Here is a 22,686-nt window from a genome sequence, read left to right as displayed (position 1 = left end):
ATCCCTCTCTAGAATGACGCTTTCATAGCGCTTTTTATTAAAACCTATACAAATAAAAATATTCAACGCATTTTATTAGAATATTATATACTGCTCTTGTAATTTTTGCCGGCTATGCAACTTTAAAGAGGGAAATCATGGACAAAACACATTTTGACACACGTGCGATTCATGCTGGTCAATCCGCTGATCCAGGCACTGGTGCAGTAATGACCCCTATTTATGCCACTTCAACTTATCGCCAAACAGCACCCGGCGTGCATCAAGGTTATGAGTATTCGAGGACGCATAATCCTACTCGTAAAGCTTATGAAGATTGTGTTGCCAGCCTTGAATGTGGTCAAAAAGGTTTTGCCTTCGCCTCTGGTATGGCGGCCATTAATACTGTAATTGATCTTTTAAATGCAGGGGATCATGTCATTGCCACAGATGACCTTTATGGCGGTACCTTCAGATTATTCGATAAAGTAAAAACCCGTACTTCCAATTTATCGTTTTCTTTTGTAGACATGAAAGATGCGAAAACCATAGAAGCCGCAATTCGTCCCAATACCAAAATGATTTGGGTAGAAACGCCCTCCAATCCGATGTTAAAGTTAGCCAATTTACGCGAAATTTCAGCAATTGCTAAGCGTCATAACCTTATTTCAGTGGCAGATAATACGTTTGCTACTCCCTGGATTCAGCGCCCCATTGAACTCGGCTTTGACATTGTTTTGCATTCAGCGACCAAATATTTAAATGGTCATTCTGATGTTGTGGGAGGTATAGTTGTTGTTGGTGATAGTCCGGCTTTAAGCGAAAAGCTGGCTTTTTTGCAGAATTCCTGTGGAGGGATAGCTGGGCCATTTGACAGTTTCCTGGTATTAAGAAGTCTAAAAACCCTCTCTTTAAGAATGCAGCGTCATTGTGAAAATGCCAATGCCCTAGCCCAATGGCTTGAAAGAAACCCCAAAATTTCAAAAGTCATTTATCCAGGTTTGACGAGCCATCCTCAACACACATTGGCCCAAGAGCAAATGCATGATTTTGGCGGAATGATTTCAATGGTCCTAAAAGGAAACTTGGAAACAGCCACACGGTTCTTATCACGCTGCGAATTATTCACACTGGCAGAAAGCTTAGGCGGTGTAGAAAGTTTGATTGAGCATCCTGCCATCATGACCCATGCTTCCGTGCCACCGGAAACTCGAAAAACGTTAGGGATAGAAGATGGGTTTATCAGGCTTTCTGTTGGGATTGAATACATTGATGATTTAATAGCAGACTTAACCTATGCATTAAAATCGTAAAACCTTTAAGCTGACACAAAATAATTTGTTAACTTGAAAATTATTAGTTTTTAATGGAGAAAATAGTGAAGAATACAAAAGCCTCTGGAGGCCAGCTTCATGGAATTGCCACCATATTTGTACTGGTTCTCACTACCGTCCTGTGTTTTATTCCCATTCTCTTTATTGGAATATTAAAGCTTTTTCCGAATCGGCACTGGAAGATTCTCTGTACAAAATGGGTAGATTCAATTGCCAGCCTATGGAACGCGATTAACAATACCTATATCAATCGCATGCAAAAAATTACCTGGGAAGTCAATGGTCTGGAAAATCTTAGTCGTAAAAACTGGTATTTAATCATTGCTAACCATCAAAGTTGGCTTGACATTGTAGTATTGCAACGGCTTTTTAATCGTAAAGTCCCTGTACTAAAATTTTTTATTAAAGATCAATTAAAATGGGTGCCCTTATTAGGGTTTGCCTGGTGGGCTATGGGATGCCCCTTTATGAAACGATATTCGAAGGATTATCTAGAAAGAAAACCACATAAAAAAGGCAAGGATTTACAGGCCACCCGTAAAGCCACGGAATTGTTTAAACATACACCGGCTGCAGTTATGAGCTTTGTTGAGGGAACACGCTTCACTTCACAAAAAAGTAAACAACAGCAATCCCCCTACCAGTTCTTGTTAAAGCCGAAAGCAGGTGGTATTAGTTTTGTAATCAGCGCAATGGGACAACAATTTACCAGTTTACTGGATGTTACCATTGTTTATTCCAATACTAAATGTTCTCTTTGGGATTTCTTATGTCGCAGAATTAATGCAATCAAAGTACATGTTAGACAACTTCCTATTCCCAAGCAATTTATTAATTCTTCTTTAGTTGAAAATGAAAGCGTGCAAGAAGAGTTTAGACACTGGCTAAATAGCAGTTGGCAAGAAAAAGATAAGTTAATTGCTAGCTTAAAAGCTTAAGCTTCTCAGATATTAGAGTCTATTTTACAAGATTGAATGCCGCGAATAAAATCGCGGCATGTAAATTGTGAAAGGACAAGCCGTGGGACATAGAGAAGGTGTGTACCATTAAACACTCTCGGCGCTTTAAGCCTCTTTAGCATACAGAGCAATTGCATTTCCTTCTGTATCAAGAATAATAGCTCTAAAACCATAAGGTCCAATTTGCTCTTTATTTTTGAGCACTTGACCACCATGCGTTGATGCCGCCTCAATGGCTGCATCTATATGGCCATCCACATTTAAATAAACTAATGGGCCGCTTTGTGAGGGCTTTCTATCTTCCATAACACATAAACAACCAGATACATTATCTTCCTGGTGAGGTAATAATCCGAATTCAAACCCATGTTCAGTTATTTTTTGCACAGGAGTGTCTAAAAGTCGGCTATAAAAAGCGATTGCCCTATCTAAGTTAACCACTGGAATGTCAATCCAGCAAAATGTGTTTCTTTGGCTCATGATTTTTTCCTTAAAAAGAAAAAATTCTACCATAAACGTATAAACTTCATAGTGAGTTGATGGGATCATAAGACCAGGTTATTGCATTGCTAAAATTCTTTTCCGAATGAAGAAAAAGCCACCACGCCAGCGTCTTTTAATTGCTCAACCATTTTTTCTTTTCCACTGTTATGAGCTAACGTAAGTAACTCTTTTCCATGGTCTTCTAAAATAGATTTCTCGCAATGTGTGCTTAATTTCTTAAATGTCTTTGTATCTTCAAGATGAATGCATTTTTTCATTAAGCTTACAACTTCGGTGGAAGTAAGTTGACTTAATTTATCCTCGCTAAGGTCTAATTCAAGTGGGAGTAATGCGTCTTCTAGATGAGTAAAAATGAGCTCCTTTATATTATCTGACATAGGATTTTTTAACGCTTCAAGTACAACAGAAATTAAATTTTCGGCTAATGCCAAAGAAAACTCCTCCTGTAATCGCTCAGCATTCGCATCTAAATCAAAGCTATTGACATGTTTTGTAAGATAATTTGCAAATAAGTCAAACAGGGAGAACGCCAAGTCATCAAAATCAGACTTTAAATTGACTTCTTCAACTTCTTTACTAGAACCAAAATCTGTAAAATAAACTCTTCCAGAGCCTCTATCATAAAAAATATTCTTTGGATTAACATCCCCGTGAAGTATCTTTTGCTTATTTATAGTCACTAGCTCTTTTATTATATTTGCTACAATATCCATTAGTTCCCTTTCATTGACTTCCTGGAAATTAACGTTGGCAAGTTCAACCCCTGGAATTTTAGGCATTAATAAATAGGTTTTATCTTTCTTGTCATCAAAAAGAATTTCACCGAAACCATAAATTTTTTTCATTAACCCAATTTCTTTTTCCATTTCGGGAAGAACTTTATTATATTTCTTTACCGCATAGAGTTTATGTGTTAAATGATATTCACCGTTTTCTTCTTCTAATTTAACGCATACCTTTACAGTACTTCCGAAATTTGTACCCGAACCTAGGAAAGCATTTTTTTTATCCTTCCTTTTTCCATCCCCTATTAAATAAATACCCGATTCAACAATGAGTAGAGTATATTTAGGACTTGGGAGTTCTACATAGGTCGCATTTTTTCTTAATACTTGTGCAGATGGTGCTGACTCACGAATTAACTTGTTAATACTAACCATATCTTGTTGAGTAACTTCAATGGAGTAATTACCAGGATCTTCTTCAAAAACAAGGAAGTTGGACTCTTCACCAATTTGAGCCTTCTCTTTAATACCTAGTTTCTCCAACATTAATCGCGTTGTTTCTGCTTTTTCACCCATAGCTAAATCTTTTGATGTCAATAAATTGTAATTATAGACAACAATATGATTAAAGTTTTATTAATTATAGGGTGATGAGAGCGACCTCTATCAAAGAACTTTTTCGTACTAATCATCAAGATTAATTAAGAAAAATTTAACAATAAAAGTGTAAATACCATTGCACAAAACGAGAGACACCTTCACGAAAATCCGTTGTAGGTAAATAACCCAATTCATTGCTCAGGAGCTGGGTATCGGCATGGGTAGATAAAACATCCCCTGCCTGCATCGGTAAGAATTCTTTAATTGCTTTTTTGCCCGTAGCTTCTTCGATAGCTTCAATATAGTCAATTAAATTGACTGGCTTGCCGCATCCAATGTTGTATATTTTATAAGGGGCATAACTACTCGCCGCACAAGGGGCATCAGCAGACCATGATTCATTCGCAGCAGCCGGATTATCAATGGCCAAAGAAATACCTGCAACGATATCATCAATGTAGGTAAAATCACGTTGCATTTGACCATGGTTGTAAACTTTAATGGGATTGCCAGCCAAAATATCGCGTGTAAAGGAAAAAAAGGCCATATCAGGTCTTCCCCACGGCCCATACACTGTAAAAAATCGCAGCCCTGTGGTCGGCAGTTGATATAGGTTTGAATAAGAGTGGGCAATGAGTTCGTTTGCTTTTTTAGTAGCTGCATAAATCGTTAACGGGTGATTCACTCCATCCGTTTCTTTATAAGGTTGAATACCATTTGCTCCATAAACAGAGCTTGTAGAGGCATAAACCAAATGTTCAATCTCATGATGCCGACATGCTTCAATAATATTGGTAAACCCAATTACATTAGATTGCACATAAGCATGAGGATTAGTTAGAGAGTAACGCACGCCAGCCTGTGCTGCCAAATTGACAATGCGTTTTGGAGCATGCTTAATAAATAGCTCATTGATAGCTGCTACATCAGCAATATCAACTTGATAAAATTGAAAATTAGAATAGGTCTGCAACAATTCAAGACGTGCTTGTTTTAAACGGACATCATAATAATCATTGAGATTATCGACAGCAATCACCGTATCACCGCGTTCCAATCGAAACTTTGCCAGATGAAAACCTATAAAACCTGCAGCACCTGTAATTAGCAAACGCATAATTGATCACCACTCTTAAAATTCCGGAGAAGTATACTCGCTATAAGACTCGATGAAAACTCAAAGACTAAGAACCTGCCGCAAGTGAAAATATTTAATTTGAACGAGAAATTGCTTTATTTTGGCCTACTTGTCATATTCCGTGCATAGCATCCATCCACTCTTAGGTCAAAAAACAGGCGCCTGGATTCCACATAAGTGGAAGATTGACAATGGATAAGTTCATAACACTTTGCATTAAACTTGATTACCGATATCCTGAGCAAAACCACCGTCATCCTGAGCAAAGCGAAGGATCTCCAGCAGATAAGTCTCGATCTTCAAACGGGGAGATCCTTCGCTTTGCTCAGGATGACGGGGAATTGGAATAAAACATAATTTTCCTGTTACCCCCCGCCCCATTTCTATCAAGCTTTTGATTCGCTATACTAGTTTGCCAATTTATTGCAAACGATAAAACTATGAACTCACTACAAACCACCATCGAGCTTGGCTTTGAGCAACGACAGGAATTATCACCTGACACCGCTTCCAAGGAAATTATTGAAGCTGTTAATGACGTGATTGAAGGACTGGATCAAGGGCATTATCGTGTCGCTGAAAAAATCAATAATCAGTGGGTCGTCCATCAATGGCTTAAAAAGGCCGTTCTTCTTTCTTTCAAATTGAACGCCAACCAAGTCATAGACGCTGGATTTTGCAAATTTTATGATAAGGTGCCGCTTAAGTTCTCCACCTATCAACCCCAGGAATTTGAACAAACTGCGGCTCGGGTAGTTCCTCATGCCATGGTAAGGCGGGGTGCTTTTATAGGGAAAAATACCGTTTTAATGCCCTCTTATGTGAATATCGGCGCCTATATTGATGAAGGTGTTATGGTTGATACCTGGGCAACTGTAGGTTCTTGTGCACAAATTGGAAAAAATGTGCATCTATCAGGTGGCGCCGGAATTGGCGGCGTATTAGAACCTTTGCAAGCGAATCCCACCATCATTGAAGATAATTGTTTTATTGGTGCCCGTTCGGAGGTTGTTGAAGGCGTTATTGTTGAGCGTGATTCAGTATTATCAATGGGTGTTTTTTTAGGACAAAGCACCAAAATTTATAATCGCTTAACTGGCGCAGTAAGTTACGGGCGCATCCCTGCGGGCTCAGTCGTTGTTCCTGGCAACATGCCCAGTGAAAATGGACGCTATAGCCTTTATTGTGCGGTAATTGTTAAGCAAGTTGATGAAAAAACGCGGGCCAAAGTCAGTATTAATGAATTATTGAGAGACATTAAATAACATGCATACGGTGAAGTCGCTTCTTGCCAAACTCGTAGGCTTTCCATCCGTTACGCCACATGACATGGGTTGCCAAGATTATATGATTCATTTTTTTGAACAACTTGGCTTTACTTGCCACCGTTTTAATAATCCCCCTGTAGCCAATTTTTTTGCTTACCGTGGAAACGCCGAGCCTTTACTGATTTTTGCTGGACATACGGATGTGGTTCCCGTCGGTGAAACCAACCGATGGGTTACCGACCCATTCATCATGCAAGAAAGCGGTGGAATGCTCTACGGGCGTGGAACTGCCGATATGAAAGGCAGTTTGGCTGCGATGATGATAATGGCTGAGCGTTTTGTAAACAAATACCCAATTTTTTCAGGAAGTCTCGGTTTTTTAATTACCAGCGCTGAAGAAGGAGATGATTTTGCCCTCGGTACGCCTTATGTCATGTCGGAACTTGCAAAACGTTCTATTAAACCAACGTTTTGTATTGTAGGCGAACCTTCCAGCAGCACCCACCTTGGTGATGTCATTAAAATTGGCCGCCGCGGTTCTTTAACCGGCAGACTAAAATTACAAGGCAAACAAGGCCATGTGGCCTACCCCCACCTTGCAGAAAATCCTATTCATACGATTAGCCCTGTGTTGGCAGAATTAACAGGAAGAGCTTGGGATAATGGTAATGAACATTTTCCTCCAACCTCACTCCAAATCACGCATATTAATGCTGGTGGACAGGCTGGTAATATTATTCCAGGGGAACTAACGCTGCAGTTTAATTTCCGGTTCTCAACAGAGCAGACAGCGAATGGTTTAAAAAAAGCAGTAGAAGATTGCTTTAACCATTATGGGTTAAAGCCCGAGATTCGTTGGCAACTAAATGGTGAACCTTTTTTAACCGCAAAAGGTCAATTATTGAATAGTTGTATCAAAGCCATTCAGAAAGTTACTGACAGAACACCGGAATTATCAACGAGTGGCGGCACCTCTGATGGGCGTTTTATTGCTCCATATGGGGTAGAAACCATTGAATTGGGGCCAATTAATGCCACCATTCATCAGGTGAATGAGTGTGTTTCTTTAGCCGATTTAGAAAATTTGGTACTAATTTATGAACTGATTTGTGAAGAGATTTTACTGAAAGCTTAAGTATTAATTTTGGATAGAGAGCAATGACAAAAAAAAATACCGGGGACTTACATAATCACCTTAATGGAAGTCTAACCCTTGAATTTCTAAAAAAAATAGCTAAAAAAAACAATTGCCTTGATATTTATGAACAGTTAGTAAGCATTAGAGGAGATTATTTACAGCGCACCAGCTCTCAACCTGAAACAGGTTATTCTAGTGAATTGATAGCGTTAATTTGGAAACAATTTGGACTAATTCATAAGATTGTTCAAAATATGGATGACATCACTGAAGGCGTTCTTGATGTAGTTCAAAATTCAACCGCAAAATATCTCGAAATTAGAACGACACCCAAATCCATGGCAGGAAAAACAGAAGATGACTATATAAATGCCTTTGTGGATGGTCTATCGCAAGCCAAACAAACATTACATGGCAAAGAAGCGGTGGGTTTATTAAGTTTGGATAGAACAGTGCACACTTTGGAAAACGCCAGGCACTTCATTCGTCGCATAATCGAATGCCCCAATAAATTATTAGTTGGCTTAGATATTTCAGGCAACCCCTTGGGAAAAAGAACGTTAACAGGGAATCAGTTAAGAGAAGTTATTCACTTAGCCCTAAATAGTGGTATTGCCATAGCGATACATATGGGTGAAGCAGAGAACGAGATAGAAAAACAGGATACTGACATAATTTTATCAGCGCTTGAAGAATGGCAATCTTCACGGTTTACTCAAGGCGCAAACCCTTTACATGGTAAAGTGCGACTAGGCCATTGTATTTTTTTAACAGATGCACAAAAAGAAAAAATTGTATCGCTTGGAATACCTATCGAGGTTTGCCCATCCTGCCATAGCAAATTAAATTGGCATCTTGAAAAGCTACCTCATCCGTAACAACTATTTATAAAGATTTAAGTGATCCAGTAGTGGTAGGTACTGATGATGAAATAATTTTTGGCGCTTCAGCAAAAACTGAATTTAATAGTCTTTTAAAATTTTTTTCAAATACAAAGCAACTGGATAAGAAACAACTAAAAGAACACCAAGCAAATTTTCGTTTTTCTTTATGATTCCAACAATACCAGTCTTGTTCTGGTTAACGACTAGCCGATAACCAGAACTTTATTTAAGATACTCGCAATGCATTTAACCCGTGATCACTTGGGCATCATGAATGGCCTCTTCATCCGCTTTGGCTTTTTCGTTAACCACCTTGGCAACACAAGAATCAGACCAAACATTTAGCGAGGTCTCAAGCATGTCTATCAAGCTATAAAAAGGTAAAATAATACCTAGCAAAGTGATAGGGACATTCATACTGGCCAATAAGCTTGCACTTAAGAAAAAGCACCCCATTGGAACGCCAGCATTACCTATTGCCGCGATGGTTGAAATTACAATCCACAATCCCATCATGGGTAAGGAAATTTCAATGCCATGATTTTGCATCAGATAAATAACCGTGGCAAAAATAAATGCGGCACAACCATTCATATTCAAACTTGTGCAAAGCGGTAGCACAAAACGGCTAATTTCGGGTTTAACTTTTAAGTTTTTCTCAGCAGTTTCCATGGTTATTGGCAAAGTGCCTACGGAAGATTTGGAGAAAAAAGCCACGGATAATGCAGGAAGCATTCCCTTAAAAGCGGCAAAGGGCTTCACGCCCTGTGATTTTAGCCATAGAGGCAAAATAACAAACCCTTGTATCAAATTTGCTAAAATAATAATAAGTAGGTATTCCCCTATTCCCTTAATTGCCATACCTTCTCGTAATTGCACTACAGTTGTTGTAATAAATCCGTACAAACCGAGAGGAATAATAGCAATAACCCAACCTGTAATCACCATAAATAAACCATGGGCACCACGAAAAAATTGGGTAATCGTTTGTCGTGCTTGTACTTCTGGTATAAAGCGAATGGCAATTCCAATCACAATACCCATCAGTAATACACCCATGACTTGATGCTCAAGAAAAGGCGACAAAATAGAGGAAGGAACTAAATTAGCTATATGTTGAAAATAACCAAGTTGACTTGTTTCTGGCGCAGCAGCAGCAGCATGCTGCTTAATAACGCCCACCATGCCGGGGTGAATAAGGATATAGAGTACACAACTGATGGCTGCTGCCACCAGTGTCGTGCCTAATGTATAAGACATGGCACGACCCCAGATTTTGCGCATCACCCCATCTGCACGATAATTCGATAAAGTGACGATAATCGACAAAGCAATAATAGGTAGACTTATGCATTTGAAAATTTTAATAAAGACATCCGCAATGAATAAGCCAAAGACTTTCAATACAGTAATGTCTGAATAACCACTTAGGATGCCGAGGACGATCATAATGGCGTATAAAAAAGGTGTAGAAAGCCATTGTTTTTTTGGGGAAGAAGAGTGTTGGGCGCACATGGGAGAAATACCTTAAAATAGTTAATGAGACTTTTACGAGGAGTGTGAAATTAACAACAACAGCAACAGCGGTAGTAGTAAGCAGAGAAAGAACCTGTATGGAAAGCTGCGTAAGTGTGCTGTAAAGTGTCGTTCATAGTCACCATTTTAGGTATTTTTTTGTACATTGAGTGCATATTTTAACACAACTGAGATTCAGGTCAAGACCTCTCCGTGTGAAAATTTAACCGAGCTTTCTTTAAACCTATTATCCTGTCATAAGCTTCTTCAATCCGATCTTTTGAAATTTTGTTTTCATGCACTAATTTTTCGATTTTATCAATCACTTCATAAGGTGTTACATCATCCAATTGATTTCCAAAAATAATCATATCGGCGCCGGCATTAATCGTTAAACACAATGCATCATCCATTGCATAATGTTTGGCAATCGCATGCATTTGCAAATCATCACTAATTATAACGCCACTGAAACCAAGTTCTTGTCGCAAAAGGTCTGTTAATATAGTTTTGGATAAGGTAGCAGGCAGACCGCTTGAATCCAATTGACGATTAATAACATGGGCTGTCATGACCATAGTTGGAATATTCTCTTTACTAAAAATAATGCGGTAAGGCTCCAATTCACTTAATTGAAATGTCTCCGTAACATCAACAAATCCCTCATGAGTATCACCAACCGCACTTCCATGACCAGGAAAATGTTTATAGCAACAGGTAATTTGATAGTTTGAAAACATTTCAACAAACTGGGTTGCCAAGTTTACGACTTGTTCTGGATAAGCAGAAAAGCTTCGCTTTAATTTCCCGATGATTCCCTCTTCCTGGTTTAAATCAAGATCAATAACAGGGGCAAAATTCAAATTAAAGCCAAGCTCATGCAGGGTATTTGCCATCTGGTGTACTTCGGCTTGAAAATTTATGGACGAAAATTTGGCTAATTCTGCCGGGGTCACTGTCTTTGTGCAGTTCTCAATATATTTTAAACGGTCTACAGCCCCACCTTCATAATCAACTGCAATAAAAAGCGGCGGAGTCCCTTTACCTAAGGCGTTATTCGCTTGATGGAGTTGGTCTATTAAATGTTTAATTTGAGCACGATTAACAAGATTTTTTCCTTGGCGTTGATGGATAAGGTCGTAATCAAACAGCAAAACGCCCCCAAGACTATTATCCTTTAACCATTCTTTTATTGGGCTTTTTTCACTAATCACCGTGTCCGAAAAACCCATGATTAGCATTTGAGCAATTTGCTGTCGTAAAATGGTCATCTTGTCGTGCCTTCTCATTCAGAAGGAAACGATAATACAAGTTCACAAAGCTCAAGAAAAGACTATTGTAATAGAATGTTGTTATTGTGGAGGTATCGCCGGAACATTTGTCCAGTCGCATTTGCAATTGCCTTGTGCATCGGGTGGAAAAGGAACGGCTGCAAAATTGGCTGGGAAACAAATTGGTATATTCCAGGCTGTATCCCCTGGCCCTATAGCGCCAGGCAATGACCAATAGCGCATTGACATATAAACTTTACCTACTTCACTTTGCCAAAAAACAGGTTTATAGGTTGCCTGATAGAAAAAGCGCTGCGCCGGGCTACATGTGAAAGAAGCCCTCCCCCAGGATTTACCTTTTGGAATATCGACAGTGACTATTTTGTCATTCGTTTTTGCATCAATAGCAACTACTTGCACATCGTAATTTGTCCAGCAGGTATCTTTGGCCACGGTTAAGAAACAAGGAAATGCAAAGACAGGCACTGCAATTAATAAACCACTTAGGGATAAAAACGATTTTATAATCATAGCAACCCACATGATCAAAAAATATACTTTAAGTATAATCAAAAATTTCCCATTTATTAAAATGCTCGTAATACGGTTAACTATTGTCTATAGTTGTTAAAGCATCTGATGTAAAAATCAAACCAATAGATATTATCAATCAAATCATAACCTTGCTCTATCACCGCGTATCTTATGGTTGATTTCCACCCTATATCGGTATATTCTTCGCGCTTGAGGAGAGATGGCCGAGCGGTCGAAGGCGCACGCCTGGAAAGTGTGTATACGGCAACGTATCGAGGGTTCGAATCCCTCTCTCTCCGCCAAATCATTTAATCTCCACCGAATTTATGACATCTGAACTCATCAAATACTTTTATGAATGCGAAGATTATTTTTTTCGTGCAATTAGCAAAGAAAGCTTTAATTATAGTCATCAAACAAGAATTTATATTACAGCCGTTCCCGTAGCCAGTTTAAATGTGGTGGTTATACCTCATCCTATTAAGGATTTAGGGCTTTTTTTAAATAACATTAATCAGTTTTTCATGGGCAAAAGTTTACCTTGGGCAGCCGCTTTTTCCCTATGCGACCCAATACACGCTTTGGAAAATGGTTTAGAGAGTATCCATTTCGCAGAAAGCGAAAATGCTACCTCCATGTGTATTCCTTTAAATCAAATACCTCCTTTTCATTCAAACGAAGCATTACTTATAAAAGCCACAGACACTAAATTAGCTGATTGGAGAACGCCGCTCATAGAAGCATTTCAATCAACGGTTGAACTAACTGCTTTGTATCAAAAAACCCATGAACATGCACTTGTAAAGAAAAGCCAACTGCACCATCTTACGCTTTATCTTAATGAAAAGCCCATCTCTTCATTAACCCTATCCCTTCAGGGCAAACTAGCAAGAATTGATGATTTTGGCACCCTTCCCGCCCATCAACGAAAGGGGTACGGAAGTTACCTGTTAAATTTTGCTTTAGACAAACTTAAAAAATTGGGAGTCGAGTATTGCTTTTTGGAGGCAGCTGAATCAAGTTTGTCGCTATATGAAAAATTGGGATTTAAAATACTTTTTAAAAGAAAGTACTTATGGGATTTTTACAATTAGACTCCCCGCTAAAAAATAAATTTCGTTTCAATTAATTTTTTATGGCTGCTCAGGCTTGATATTGCTCATTTAAGAACGCAACAAGTTATTAAAAATATAGACTGTGTATTTTTTTGCCTTAACGCGCTAAAATAGCCACTAATGGTCATAAAAAAATATGGATTTTTTCTTGGAAAAGAAACTATTTACTTGTTATTTGATTGGCGAAGATCATCTCTTGCTTGAATGTGCCGAGATTCTTTTATCACACCATCATTCTATACTCGGTATTATTTCCCCTCTTGCAAGTGCAGAGGATTTCTCCCTCGCGAGAAAGATACCTTATTTTAGAAAACTTGCAGACGCAATGCCTGTTTTATCAATCACTTCATTTGATTATTTATTTAGTGTCATTAATGGCTCCATTCTTCCCCTTTCTTTGCTGAAACGAGCAAAATGCATGGCAATTAATTACCATAATGCCCCTCTGCCTAAATATGCAGGTCTTCATGCTCCATCGTGGGCAATTCTACATAGTGAAACTGTGCATGGGGTAACCTGGCACCAGATGGTAGAAGAAATTGACGCCGGTGACATCCTAAAGCAAGCGTTAATTGAAATAGAATCGAATGAAACGGGATTAAGCCTGGGGGTTAAGTGTTACAAGGAAGCAATTAATACCTTTAAGGAATTGGTTTATGATTTAAGCTTTCAATGTGTCCGCTCAACTCCCCAGGATTTAGCACATCGCACCTACTTTGATTATTATAAAAAGCCGCGGCATGGTGGCTGGATCAACTGGAATGATGCCGGAGAGAGCATTGATAGGGTATGCCGGGCATTGAGTTTAGGTCATCATTACAATAACAGATTGGGCTTACCTAAATTCAACATTGGGAAACATTTTTTTCTTATTACTCAACTGCATATGCTTGATGAACACAGCACTAACCCGCCTGGTACCTTGTTGGAGGTTTCATCTAACTACTGGAAAATTGCTACAAGAACTAAAATTATCCAATTAGAGCAAGTCATTGCATTAGATGGTAGCTCGTCTAACCTGGCAGATATTGCCAAAGCTTTGCATTTGAAGAAAGGTACTATACTGCCATCTGAATTGGAAAAAGTATTACTTGAATATGAATACCTTTATGAGATTTACTCTATCCATGAGCTGTTTTGGGTAAGACAGAAAAAACATTTTAATCCCGCCTTCCTTCCTTTTCAAACGCTTTCAGCTAACCTCCCCAACCATTCACTGGAATGTATTGCAAGCCTGGATGCCTCGTCTTTATTTTCGTTTCCTACGAATGAATATCCTAATAATCCTTGCAACTTATTATTTGGAGCTTTGTTAATTTATCTTTATCGTTTAGGGAATAAGGAAAAATTGGGGGTAGGTTTTTCTCATTCTAAATTACAGCAACTCTCTGAACCCCTTATCCCCCTATTCGCCCAAGTAGTACCTTTTTCAATTGAATTCGAAGAGGATTACACCGTAGAAAAAGCCCTCAATAAATTTTTTAATCAGATACTAAAACTAGATAAACATTTAAGTTTTTCGAAAGATATTTTTTACCGTTATCCAGATTTGTCATCAAGCCCAAGTTTTTACCCTATAGCGGTTCTTATAGGCCATGAACAAGGATTAGCAACTCAAATAGAAACTATTCCTGCCGCCGTCATTATCACTATTTCCAATACCTACAAAGTTCAATGGTATAGTCACGAAAAAAACGATAATTTAAAAGCAGTCATTCAGAATAGTATACAGCATCTCTCTGTCCTTATTAATGCAATGTTTAAACAACCAGCAACGCCTATTTCCAAGTTGCCACTTCTGACTGAAAAAGAATTAAAGCAGCTGCTGATTAATTGGAATGATACCCAAACTCCTTATGGAAAGAATAAAAACGTAATTGAGGTTTTCTTAGAGCAAGTACAAAAAACACCTTCACAACTTGCACTTGCTTATGAAAAACAATCGCTCACCTATCAGGCCTTAAATGAGCGATCTAATCAATTTGCACGGTTATTACAGAAACAAGGAGTGCAGCCTGGCGCCCATGTGGCCATTTGTACGGATCAGGAAATTCATTTAATAGTAGGCTTACTGGCTATCTTAAAATCGGGGGCTGCCTATATTCCTATCGACACCAATTATCCTTCCTCTCATATACAATTTATTTTAAGCGATAGTAATGCCACTTTGGCCTTATCTTCCAATTCTGTAAAAGATAAAATGCAAGTTTGTTGTGATAATCAGAATGTTCCTTTACTCGTTTTTGACAACCTAACGAAAGAAGCTGCCCATGAAAACAGTGATAATTTAAATTTTACCCAGGTAGAGCCGAATCATTTAGCCTATATTATTTACACCTCAGGAACAACAGGAAAGCCTAAAGGGGTTATGATTCCTCATCGAGGCATTAACCGACTGGTTAAAACAACCAACTACATCCAAATAACACCCAATGATCGCATCGCACAAGCCGCAAGTATTAGTTTTGATGCTGCAACGTTTGAAATCTGGGGGGCTTTATTAAATGGGGCAACACTTGTTGCCGTGCCTCATGAAATACTACTAAATGTTTCACATTTCGCCCGCTTTTTAGCCAAAAAAGAAATTACCATCCTATGGCTGACTTCGGCGTTATTCAATCAATATGCGTCAATTAATCCTTCGATGTTTAGTACGCTTTCGTATTTGTTAGTGGGAGGCGATGTATTAAATACAGAGCAGATAATGAAGGTGGTACGATGCGCAAAGGGAGCCCCACAAAGCGTTCTAAACGGTTATGGACCTACGGAAAATACAACCTTCACCACGACTTATCCCATTGAAGCCAAAAAAGAAGCTTACCAATCCATCCCCATTGGAAAGCCCATTGCCAATACCACTGTGTATATTCTTGACACACATCTTCAACCCACTCCGATTGGGGCGCCCGGAGAATTGTATACTGGGGGTGCAGGGGTCGCGCTTGGCTATCTAAACCGCCCTGAAATTACAGCCTCCCGCTTCATCCCGAATCCCTTTGATGAAACAAATCAAACCCTGCTATATAAAACTGGCGATATGGTACGCTGGCTACCGGATGGTAATATTGATTATCTTAGTCGCCAAGATAATCAGGTAAAAATACGTGGCTTTCGCGTAGAGCTAGAAGCTATCAACTCCATTTTGTCGCACTATGAAGCCATTGATCAATGTGCTGTTCGTGTTTATGAAAATGAAAAACATCAAAAATTCATCATTGCTTATATTGTTCTTAAATTTGAAACACCTATTGCAAATATTCAACAATATATGGCTACACAGCTGCCTGCATATATGATTCCAAGTTTTTTTATTACCATTGACACAATCCCTTTAACGCTAAATGGAAAAGTAAATTTCGAAAAACTACCTGCCCCTGACTTTTCAATGCACGCCTTGCGCGCAGAATACGTCGCGCCTCACACACCCATTGAAAAAGAGATTGAAAGAATCTGGTGTGAATTGTTTGGGCTTGACCAGGTCGGTATTCATGATTCCTTTTTTGATTTGGGCGGTCATTCTTTAATGGTAACCCAAATGGTTTTAAAGATGAAAGATCAATTACACTATGATTTGCCCTTGCAACAATTCCTTGAAAAACCAACCATCGCTTATCTAGCGCAATTGATAGAAGCCAATATACATTCTGAGACGGAGCAATCCTCATTTATGGCGCATTGGCAGTTTGATACGGAATTAAGCTTGCCTTCTTACCCCAGAGAACTTCAATTGTACAAAGATAAACCACAAAGCGTGCTATTAACGGGGGCAACAGGTTTTCTAGGTGCAAACCTCCTTTACCAACTTCACACCCTTACTGCAGCCGAGATTTATTGTTTGGTGAGAGCAAATGACTCTGAAGAAGCCATCAAAAAACTCGATAATGCACTGCAACAGTACCCTGAATTAGTGGGTAGCAAGCGAATACATCTATTGGTTGGTGATTTGGAAAAATCTTATTTAGGGCTGGCCATTGAAGAGTTTATGATGCTGTCTGAGAAAATTGATATTATCTACCACAATGGTGCAGCAGTTCATCATTTATACAGCTATGATATGTTACGCGCTGCCAATGTATTAAGCGTTAAAGAGATCTTGAAGCTTGCGACTATCAAAAAACAAATACCAGTACATTATGTCTCAACCCTGTCTGCTGCAGGAAACTATACTAACCCGCTAAATACAATCATCGAAGATTTTATTTATACACATCCCAATCCACCCCCGGCTGATGGTTACAGTCAAACCAAATTAGTGGCGGAAGAATTGCTTGCAAAAGCCCATCAACAACAATTGCCCGTGAAAATATACAGGCCTGGATGGATCTTGGGCGATTCAATTTCTGGTTTTATTGCTGCAGAACAAAATCACTTATTAATGCTGGTTAAAGGATGTCTTCAGTTAGGCTATGCGCCAGCCTGGGATATTTCGCTAGATATTCTACCCGTTAATGTTGTAAGTCAGATGATTGTTAAAAGCTCATTAAATCAAAATATTCCTTATCATGTCTTTAATCTGGCGAATCCGAATAAATTGTTGTGGAAAGAGTTAATGGCTTACCTCTTAAACCGCGGTTATGAATTATCATTATTACCCCCCAATGAATGGCGTGCAAAGCTTTCAAAAGAAATAGACTCTCAAAATACGCTTTATTCCCTTTTGACTTTGTATATAAATCAAAATGATAATGACTGGATGAAAGCCTTAAACAAAATTTCACATGCAAATAATCAAAATACACACTATGCTTTTAGAGAAAATAATATGGAATTTCCCTTAGTAAATTCACAGTTACTGGATATATATTTTAGTTTCCTGGAACAAAAGGGATTTTTAATGAAAAAGTAAGACACTAGTAGGTAGCTCTGATAATGGAAAAGCAATCCCCGTCGACAATATCCACCTCTCTTTTCCAATTGGAAACCCTACTTTCATTATCAGATGATAGTATTATTATTTTAGATGCAAATTTTCATATTATTGATTTCAATGCTGTGACAGAAGCACTATTGGATTGGAAAAAACCTGATTTATTGGGTAAGCCTTTGGAATCAATTTATTCAAATCCTAGTTACAGGCGCCCCTTTTCTTTATCGAAAGTTAAAGCCATCCGTCAAGGGAAACTCGAAGACTATGAGCGAGTTTTTTATCATCATAATACAAAACAATATATTATTTGGAAATTCAAGCGCTCTGCTGATCAACTAAATTTAATTATCTTAGGTAAAGACATTACTGATAAAAAACGTCTTGCTTTGCAAAGCGTGACTATGTTTGAACAAATTAAAAAAATTTCAGCATGCGTGCCTGGTAATTTTTATTGGAAAAATAAAGATGAGGAATACCTAGGCTGTAATGAAATTTTGCTTAAAACGCTTGGTTTTAAGTCTATGAAAGATATCGTGGGAAAAACCGATTATGATTTATGGCCTGAGCATGCAGACGAGCTAAAAAGGCATGATGAACAAGTTATCAAGGTAAAAAAACCTATCTTTTTCGAAGAAACGGTTACTCGCGATGGAAAAATAATGTACTTTACCGTAATTAAAATGCCTCTTTTAGATGATGAAGGAAATATCATTGGCATTTTAGGTAATTCCCTCGATATTACCGAGCTTAAAAAAACACAGGCCGACTTAAAAATAGCCAAGGAAATCGCTGAAGAAGCCAGTCAAGCCAAAACGGAATTTTTAGCCAATATGAGTCATGATATTCGAACCCCCCTCACTGGCATTATTGGGATGTCAAAAATGCTGGAAGAAACGCTTAAAACTCCGGAAGAAAAACAGTATGCAAGCTGGGTAAATGACAGTGGCGAGCAACTATTAAAATTTTTAAACGGTGTATTGGATGTCGTATCGGCCGAGCACATGAATGAAGATGACCTCCACCAGGAATCATTTTGTTTGCAAGCATGTCTTGAGGATTTAAGCCAATTGGAACAACCCGCAATGCGACAAAAAGGAATTCATTTTGATTTGAACATTTCATCAGATATTCCTTCTATTATTACCACCGATCGCTTTAAGCTAAGTCGCATTCTGTTAAATTTGTTAGGTAATGCTATTAAATTTACCGATCACGGCACTATTCGATTATCGGTAGATTTGCAGACTTCTAATCAGCAAAAATTTTTGGTTTTTAAAGTTTCAGACACAGGAAAAGGCATCCCCAAAAAGGCACAAAATAAAGTATTCGAACGATTTTATCGTGTTTCTCCTTCTTATAAAGATGATCACCATGGACATGGTGTGGGACTGCATATTGTCGAAAAATACATCCACATATTAGGTGGAACGATTCAACTTGAAAGTGAGGAAGGAAAAGGAACCAGTTTTTTCTTTACCATCCCACTTAAAGTAAACGACTTTCCTCCTCCCCCTAAAAAAATTGCGCATGCAAAGTCAACTACCCCTACGTCTATCACTCCCTCGGGCCATATGCCAACTATTTTGCTTGTGGAAGATAATATGGTGGCGCTGAAGGTTCTGGAAGCCATTGTTGCTAAAGCAGGTTGCCCCTATAAGTCTGCAATTTCTGGTGAAGAAGGTTTAGAACTTGCTACAAATGAGCATTTTGATTTAATCATCACAGACATTGGGTTACCAGGCATTTCAGGGAATGAAATGACACAACAAATTCGTGCACTTGAAAAAGAAAATCCGAAAATTACTCCTGTGCTTATCTATGGTTTAACCGGCCATGCTGTACAGACAGCCGAAGCGCAATCTTTACGTGCAGGGATGAATGGGTTATTTACTAAGCCAATTACCAATAAGAATTTACAAATTATGTTAGATGCTTTCCAATGTAAAATCACAAATCAACAAATCCAGCCCAATAAGGCTTTGGATGCCCACGTTGAGAATGGGGAGGACGAACTTTTTAAAATAAGGCACTTACCCTTATTGGATATTGAAAAGGGGTTGGCTACGCTTGGGAATATGAATATTCTACAGGAGCTTTTAACCACGATGATTAATGAAACCTTGCCCGTAGAAGAAGTTAAAATTCAAGAAGCCTATAAGCAAAATAATTGGGATGAAGTTAGAAATCTGGCTCATACCATGAAAAGTGGTGCTATTTATTGTAGTGCAGTAAGGATGCATTACGCCTGCCAACACCTAGAGCGCTATCAAAAAACTGGACACAATGAATTACTTGATAAACTATTTCATCAATTAATATCAGTCGTGGAGGATACAAAAAAAACAATTAAGATCTGGTTAGAAAAAAATAATTAATTCCTAGCATGGGCATTCACTATGAATTAATTTGCAATAGGAGCTTAACCCCTACTCCCCTTACATTGTCAATACATCAGCAGCCACATGATAGGCCGTGTCTTCTTCTAAATAGCCATTACCACACTGCTGCGCGATTTTTATTAAAAGCTCCTGCTGTTGATGATTTTGAATTTCAGGATCAAAAACACTTAAATCGATTTTAGTCAATTTGTCTAATTGTTGAAGTTGTTTCATATTGATTTTTACAGGTTTAAAAAAAGCCTGTCCTCTACTCCCCTGCGCCAAAAGTATTGCTGCTCTTCTAATCGCTAAAAAATCTTCACCCCCATTATCGAGCGGTTGATGACTTCCCTCGTTTAATACCGGTCTTAAACGACCATCAAGGGCGAGAGCAACGGCGAGAGCTCGATTAGGATGTTCAAAAAGTAAATCAAATTTGTCTTGCTTAAGCTGATTGTTATTGTCCAGACAGCAACACGCACTGGCTATAGTGCGAATTAACTGCGAATGATTGATTAATTTTCTAATATTAGTCGCATTGAGGAGATCAACATAATCCAAGGTGGATAGTAGATTAGAAAATTCTGAGGTCATCAAATTTTTATTAAACAATTCTTCACAAAAATTAATTTTTTCACCATCATCATCAAGCTTAATCGCCTCCAGGCGTAACAATCTTAAAATACCTGCAGCTATTTCAGCATTATGCGGTTGTTTGAGGGCAAGCTCTCGAGTTACAGGAGAGAATTGCTTAGCTTTAACCAGTTGTTTAAACAACGATGCCATTGAAGCTGCATGCTCAGGTATTTTACTAATGGCATTTTTATTGTCACTATTATCCAAAGATATTGCATTTAAAGTGTTTATCCCTTCAGCAATCTTATCAGCATACTGGGGTTCGCGAATGATAATTGCTAAATTTTCATCAGTTAATAGCTCATGCTGGGTAAGGATAATTACTGCGTTTGTTAAGCTGTTATAGAATTGAGGATAGTTAAAAAGCGCATCCAGAATAAATTGTGCCTGTTCCGGTTTTAATTTATTTTTTGGTAGTGTTACAACCGCAAGTCCGATTTTTAAATGCTCATTCTTAATAACGCTTTCAAGCAGCCTGAATAAATTCGCTTCGCTATTCCAACCCGCTTCGCGAAATAAGATTAATATACTTGTTATCCGCTCTCTTGCGTTTAATAGGTGAGGATTTACACAAATTTCAATGTGCTTTTGAGTGACGGCCTCTTTGGCTTGGGCCAACTCTTTAAGAATATCAAGAAAATCCAACGTATGTTGTCCAAGCTTACAGATTGCTGAAAGATTGGGACTAATTAATTTGGGGTTGATAGAAACTAATAACGTTAAAATAGTATACGTGGAACTCATAAGAGTTGAAGAAGACAAACAATTTATCGCTTCGCCAGTAATCCCATGTTCTTGTAACAACAAAATACATTTGGTCATTGTGCAAGGTGCTGGGCTATTGGCAGTCAGTAATAATGTTTGTTTTGTCAAAACTTTTGCTTCTTTTAGAGATGCAATGTCTTTCAATTTTTCATGTAATTGAGGCAAATGAAGTTCATGGGCAAATTCTGTAAGTGATGCATCTAATCTATAACCTTTTAATACCTCAATTAATAATGATAAATTTTCTGCATATTCCTTATGTTTCTCCAGCAGACCAACATTGGTGACTGATAACTGCTTATTTTCTTTTAGTCTTTGTAACGCATTCCTTCCACCAAGCTCTTTAAGAAGCGCATCAAAGGTATTACTACTTTCTGAACCATTCCAGTTTTTTTTGCCCAAACAAATTTTAACTAATTGACGTAACTCTTCGGGGGTTAACTCATCTCCAGCCTTTTTAACCCTTTCAAGATAAAACTGACGCAGCTCAGCAATATGAGGCTCCTCCTTTAATGAGCGCCCATAGCCTTTGTTGGCATCGTAACTATCAAGGTATTCTTTTATTTTTAAAATCTTCATTGAGTCATTCCATCCATGCTTGTCCCTACTTCGTATGACGCAGAGTTAAATATTTGCAAAAGAAAAATAGCGACAGGTAAGTAAATAGTCAACTAGAATTAATTATTTTAGAAAGAATGTCAAAAGCTGGCGCATTGTTTAATTTCATAATGTACGATATAAAGATGAACACGCTTCTATTGAAATAAACCACTATGACTCAAAAATCCATCTCCCCTGAAAGCATTTTGGCTGATGGGGCAGACTATGCTCAATTTAAAGGAGTTCAAGTAAGAAAAGCCACCGTAGCGGCCTTTATTGCGAATATTGAATTACTCGAAAGCGCGAGTGCTTCGCCTGAAGACAAACATCAAGCGATACGCACCTTAATGGATTTAGCGCCATCCATTGTAGCAATTGGTCTACCTGAGCATGTGCTTTTTAAAAACGAGATTGTAGAATCAATTATTCAAGAAGCTAAGAAACAGGTACCCTAACCTCAACTTTGTGAAAAATTT

18 protein-coding genes and 1 tRNA gene are annotated in these 22,686 nt (G+C 38.3%); 12 read left to right on the top strand and 7 right to left on the bottom strand.

All coding sequences use genetic code 11. The features are described 5' to 3' along the window. Window positions 1–137: 137 nt before the first annotated feature. Both Ljam_RS02220 and Ljam_RS02215 read left to right on the top strand, forming a co-directional pair. Window positions 138–1,292, top strand: a complete 1,155-nt coding sequence (locus tag Ljam_RS02220) for a trans-sulfuration enzyme family protein (protein WP_058448508.1) — start codon at window positions 138–140, stop codon at window positions 1,290–1,292. Between the two features lie 65 nt (window positions 1,293–1,357). Continuing rightward, window positions 1,358–2,251, top strand: coding sequence for an acyltransferase (locus tag Ljam_RS02215; protein ID WP_058448507.1), 894 nt, complete (start codon window positions 1,358–1,360; stop codon window positions 2,249–2,251). Between the two features lie 126 nt (window positions 2,252–2,377). On the opposite strand, the gene Ljam_RS02210 is transcribed toward Ljam_RS02215, so the two are convergent. The 3 genes from Ljam_RS02210 to Ljam_RS02200 all read right to left on the bottom strand — a co-directional run bounded on the left by Ljam_RS02210 (window position 2,378) and on the right by Ljam_RS02200 (window position 5,218). Continuing rightward, window positions 2,378–2,752: a VOC family protein gene (locus tag Ljam_RS02210; RefSeq protein ID WP_058448506.1), complete on the bottom strand. Its 375-nt coding sequence runs from the start codon at window positions 2,750–2,752 to the stop codon at window positions 2,378–2,380. Window positions 2,753–2,841: 89 nt separating this feature from the next. Continuing rightward, on the bottom strand, window positions 2,842–4,077 hold the full coding sequence (locus tag Ljam_RS02205; protein WP_058448505.1) for a protein kinase domain-containing protein: 1,236 nt from the start codon (window positions 4,075–4,077) through the stop codon (window positions 2,842–2,844). A gap of 136 nt (window positions 4,078–4,213) precedes the next feature. Next, window positions 4,214–5,218, bottom strand: coding sequence for an NAD-dependent epimerase (locus Ljam_RS02200; protein ID WP_058448504.1), 1,005 nt, complete (start codon window positions 5,216–5,218; stop codon window positions 4,214–4,216). A gap of 212 nt (window positions 5,219–5,430) precedes the next feature. Between Ljam_RS02200 and Ljam_RS15080 the strand changes: the two genes are divergently transcribed. The 5 genes from Ljam_RS15080 to Ljam_RS15075 all read left to right on the top strand — a co-directional run bounded on the left by Ljam_RS15080 (window position 5,431) and on the right by Ljam_RS15075 (window position 8,699). Then, entirely contained in the window at window positions 5,431–5,589 is a 159-nt protein-coding gene (locus Ljam_RS15080) for a hypothetical protein (RefSeq protein ID WP_156411908.1), read from the top strand. A 90-nt stretch (window positions 5,590–5,679) separates the two neighbouring features. Continuing rightward, on the top strand, window positions 5,680–6,504 hold the full coding sequence (gene dapD, locus Ljam_RS02195; protein WP_058448503.1) for a 2,3,4,5-tetrahydropyridine-2,6-dicarboxylate N-succinyltransferase: 825 nt from the start codon (window positions 5,680–5,682) through the stop codon (window positions 6,502–6,504). Between the two features lies 1 nt (window position 6,505). After that, entirely contained in the window at window positions 6,506–7,642 is a 1,137-nt protein-coding gene (gene dapE / locus Ljam_RS02190) for a succinyl-diaminopimelate desuccinylase (RefSeq protein WP_058448502.1), read from the top strand. Between the two features lie 23 nt (window positions 7,643–7,665). Beyond that, window positions 7,666–8,523: an amidohydrolase family protein gene (locus tag Ljam_RS02185; protein WP_058448501.1), complete on the top strand. Its 858-nt coding sequence runs from the start codon at window positions 7,666–7,668 to the stop codon at window positions 8,521–8,523. 32 nt (window positions 8,524–8,555) lie between these two features. Beyond that, complete coding sequence (locus tag Ljam_RS15075) at window positions 8,556–8,699, top strand: hypothetical protein (protein ID WP_156411907.1); 144 nt, start codon at window positions 8,556–8,558, stop codon at window positions 8,697–8,699. Between the two features lie 76 nt (window positions 8,700–8,775). On the opposite strand, the gene Ljam_RS02180 is transcribed toward Ljam_RS15075, so the two are convergent. The 3 genes from Ljam_RS02180 to Ljam_RS02170 form a co-directional block, all read right to left on the bottom strand. Beyond that, complete coding sequence (locus tag Ljam_RS02180; protein ID WP_058448500.1) at window positions 8,776–10,044, bottom strand: dicarboxylate/amino acid:cation symporter; 1,269 nt, start codon at window positions 10,042–10,044, stop codon at window positions 8,776–8,778. Window positions 10,045–10,244: 200 nt separating this feature from the next. Continuing rightward, complete coding sequence (locus Ljam_RS02175; RefSeq protein ID WP_058448499.1) at window positions 10,245–11,315, bottom strand: glycoside hydrolase family 3 N-terminal domain-containing protein; 1,071 nt, start codon at window positions 11,313–11,315, stop codon at window positions 10,245–10,247. A gap of 81 nt (window positions 11,316–11,396) precedes the next feature. Then, window positions 11,397–11,846: a hypothetical protein gene (locus tag Ljam_RS02170; protein ID WP_058448671.1), complete on the bottom strand. Its 450-nt coding sequence runs from the start codon at window positions 11,844–11,846 to the stop codon at window positions 11,397–11,399. A 217-nt stretch (window positions 11,847–12,063) separates the two neighbouring features. On the opposite strand from Ljam_RS02170, the gene Ljam_RS02165 reads away from it, so the two are divergent. The 4 genes from Ljam_RS02165 (at window position 12,064) to Ljam_RS02155 (ending at window position 20,206) form a co-directional block, all read left to right on the top strand. Further along, window positions 12,064–12,151, top strand: a tRNA-Ser gene (locus tag Ljam_RS02165). 24 nt (window positions 12,152–12,175) lie between these two features. Continuing rightward, on the top strand, window positions 12,176–12,943 hold the full coding sequence (locus Ljam_RS14850; protein ID WP_074881672.1) for a GNAT family N-acetyltransferase: 768 nt from the start codon (window positions 12,176–12,178) through the stop codon (window positions 12,941–12,943). Between the two features lie 169 nt (window positions 12,944–13,112). Next, complete coding sequence (locus tag Ljam_RS02160) at window positions 13,113–17,810, top strand: amino acid adenylation domain-containing protein (protein WP_058448498.1); 4,698 nt, start codon at window positions 13,113–13,115, stop codon at window positions 17,808–17,810. Between the two features lie 23 nt (window positions 17,811–17,833). After that, window positions 17,834–20,206 (top strand): PAS domain-containing hybrid sensor histidine kinase/response regulator, encoded by a 2,373-nt coding sequence (locus Ljam_RS02155; RefSeq protein ID WP_058448497.1) that lies wholly within the window; start codon window positions 17,834–17,836, stop codon window positions 20,204–20,206. Window positions 20,207–20,266: 60 nt separating this feature from the next. Here Ljam_RS02155 and Ljam_RS02150 read toward each other — a convergent pair whose 3' ends face one another. Further along, window positions 20,267–22,189, bottom strand: coding sequence for a hypothetical protein (locus Ljam_RS02150; protein ID WP_058448496.1), 1,923 nt, complete (start codon window positions 22,187–22,189; stop codon window positions 20,267–20,269). 194 nt (window positions 22,190–22,383) lie between these two features. Between Ljam_RS02150 and Ljam_RS02145 the strand changes: the two genes are divergently transcribed. Then, window positions 22,384–22,665 carry a hypothetical protein gene (locus Ljam_RS02145; protein WP_058448495.1) on the top strand — a complete coding sequence of 94 codons (282 nt, stop codon included), beginning with the start codon at window positions 22,384–22,386 and terminating at the stop codon, window positions 22,663–22,665. The last annotated feature ends 21 nt before the right edge of the window (window positions 22,666–22,686 follow it).

The organism is Legionella jamestowniensis, from assembly GCF_001467745.1.
GTDB classification, from domain to species: Bacteria; Pseudomonadota; Gammaproteobacteria; order Legionellales; family Legionellaceae; genus Tatlockia; species Tatlockia jamestowniensis.
Note: the sequence above shows the minus strand (reverse complement) of the source record. Positions and strands in the feature narration are given on the sequence as shown.

Bases quoted from the DNA above. Each gene is read 5' to 3' on its own strand.
- Ljam_RS02220 (WP_058448508.1), top strand. From the start codon at position 138: ATGGACAAAACACATTTTGACACACGTGCGATTCATGCTGGTCAATCC.
- Ljam_RS02210 (WP_058448506.1), bottom strand. From the start codon at position 2,752: ATGAGCCAAAGAAACACATTTTGCTGGATTGACATTCCAGTGGTTAAC.
- Ljam_RS02205 (WP_058448505.1), bottom strand. From the start codon at position 4,077: ATGGGTGAAAAAGCAGAAACAACGCGATTAATGTTGGAGAAACTAGGT.
- Ljam_RS02200 (WP_058448504.1), bottom strand. From the start codon at position 5,218: ATGCGTTTGCTAATTACAGGTGCTGCAGGTTTTATAGGTTTTCATCTG.
- Ljam_RS15080 (WP_156411908.1), top strand. From the start codon at position 5,431: ATGGATAAGTTCATAACACTTTGCATTAAACTTGATTACCGATATCCT.
- dapD (WP_058448503.1), top strand. From the start codon at position 5,680: ATGAACTCACTACAAACCACCATCGAGCTTGGCTTTGAGCAACGACAG.
- dapE (WP_058448502.1), top strand. From the start codon at position 6,506: ATGCATACGGTGAAGTCGCTTCTTGCCAAACTCGTAGGCTTTCCATCC.
- Ljam_RS02185 (WP_058448501.1), top strand. From the start codon at position 7,666: ATGACAAAAAAAAATACCGGGGACTTACATAATCACCTTAATGGAAGT.
- Ljam_RS02180 (WP_058448500.1), bottom strand. From the start codon at position 10,044: ATGTGCGCCCAACACTCTTCTTCCCCAAAAAAACAATGGCTTTCTACA.
- Ljam_RS02175 (WP_058448499.1), bottom strand. From the start codon at position 11,315: ATGACCATTTTACGACAGCAAATTGCTCAAATGCTAATCATGGGTTTT.
- Ljam_RS02170 (WP_058448671.1), bottom strand. From the start codon at position 11,846: ATGATTATAAAATCGTTTTTATCCCTAAGTGGTTTATTAATTGCAGTG.
- Ljam_RS14850 (WP_074881672.1), top strand. From the start codon at position 12,176: ATGACATCTGAACTCATCAAATACTTTTATGAATGCGAAGATTATTTT.
- Ljam_RS02155 (WP_058448497.1), top strand. From the start codon at position 17,834: ATGGAAAAGCAATCCCCGTCGACAATATCCACCTCTCTTTTCCAATTG.
- Ljam_RS02150 (WP_058448496.1), bottom strand. From the start codon at position 22,189: ATGAAGATTTTAAAAATAAAAGAATACCTTGATAGTTACGATGCCAAC.
- Ljam_RS02145 (WP_058448495.1), top strand. From the start codon at position 22,384: ATGACTCAAAAATCCATCTCCCCTGAAAGCATTTTGGCTGATGGGGCA.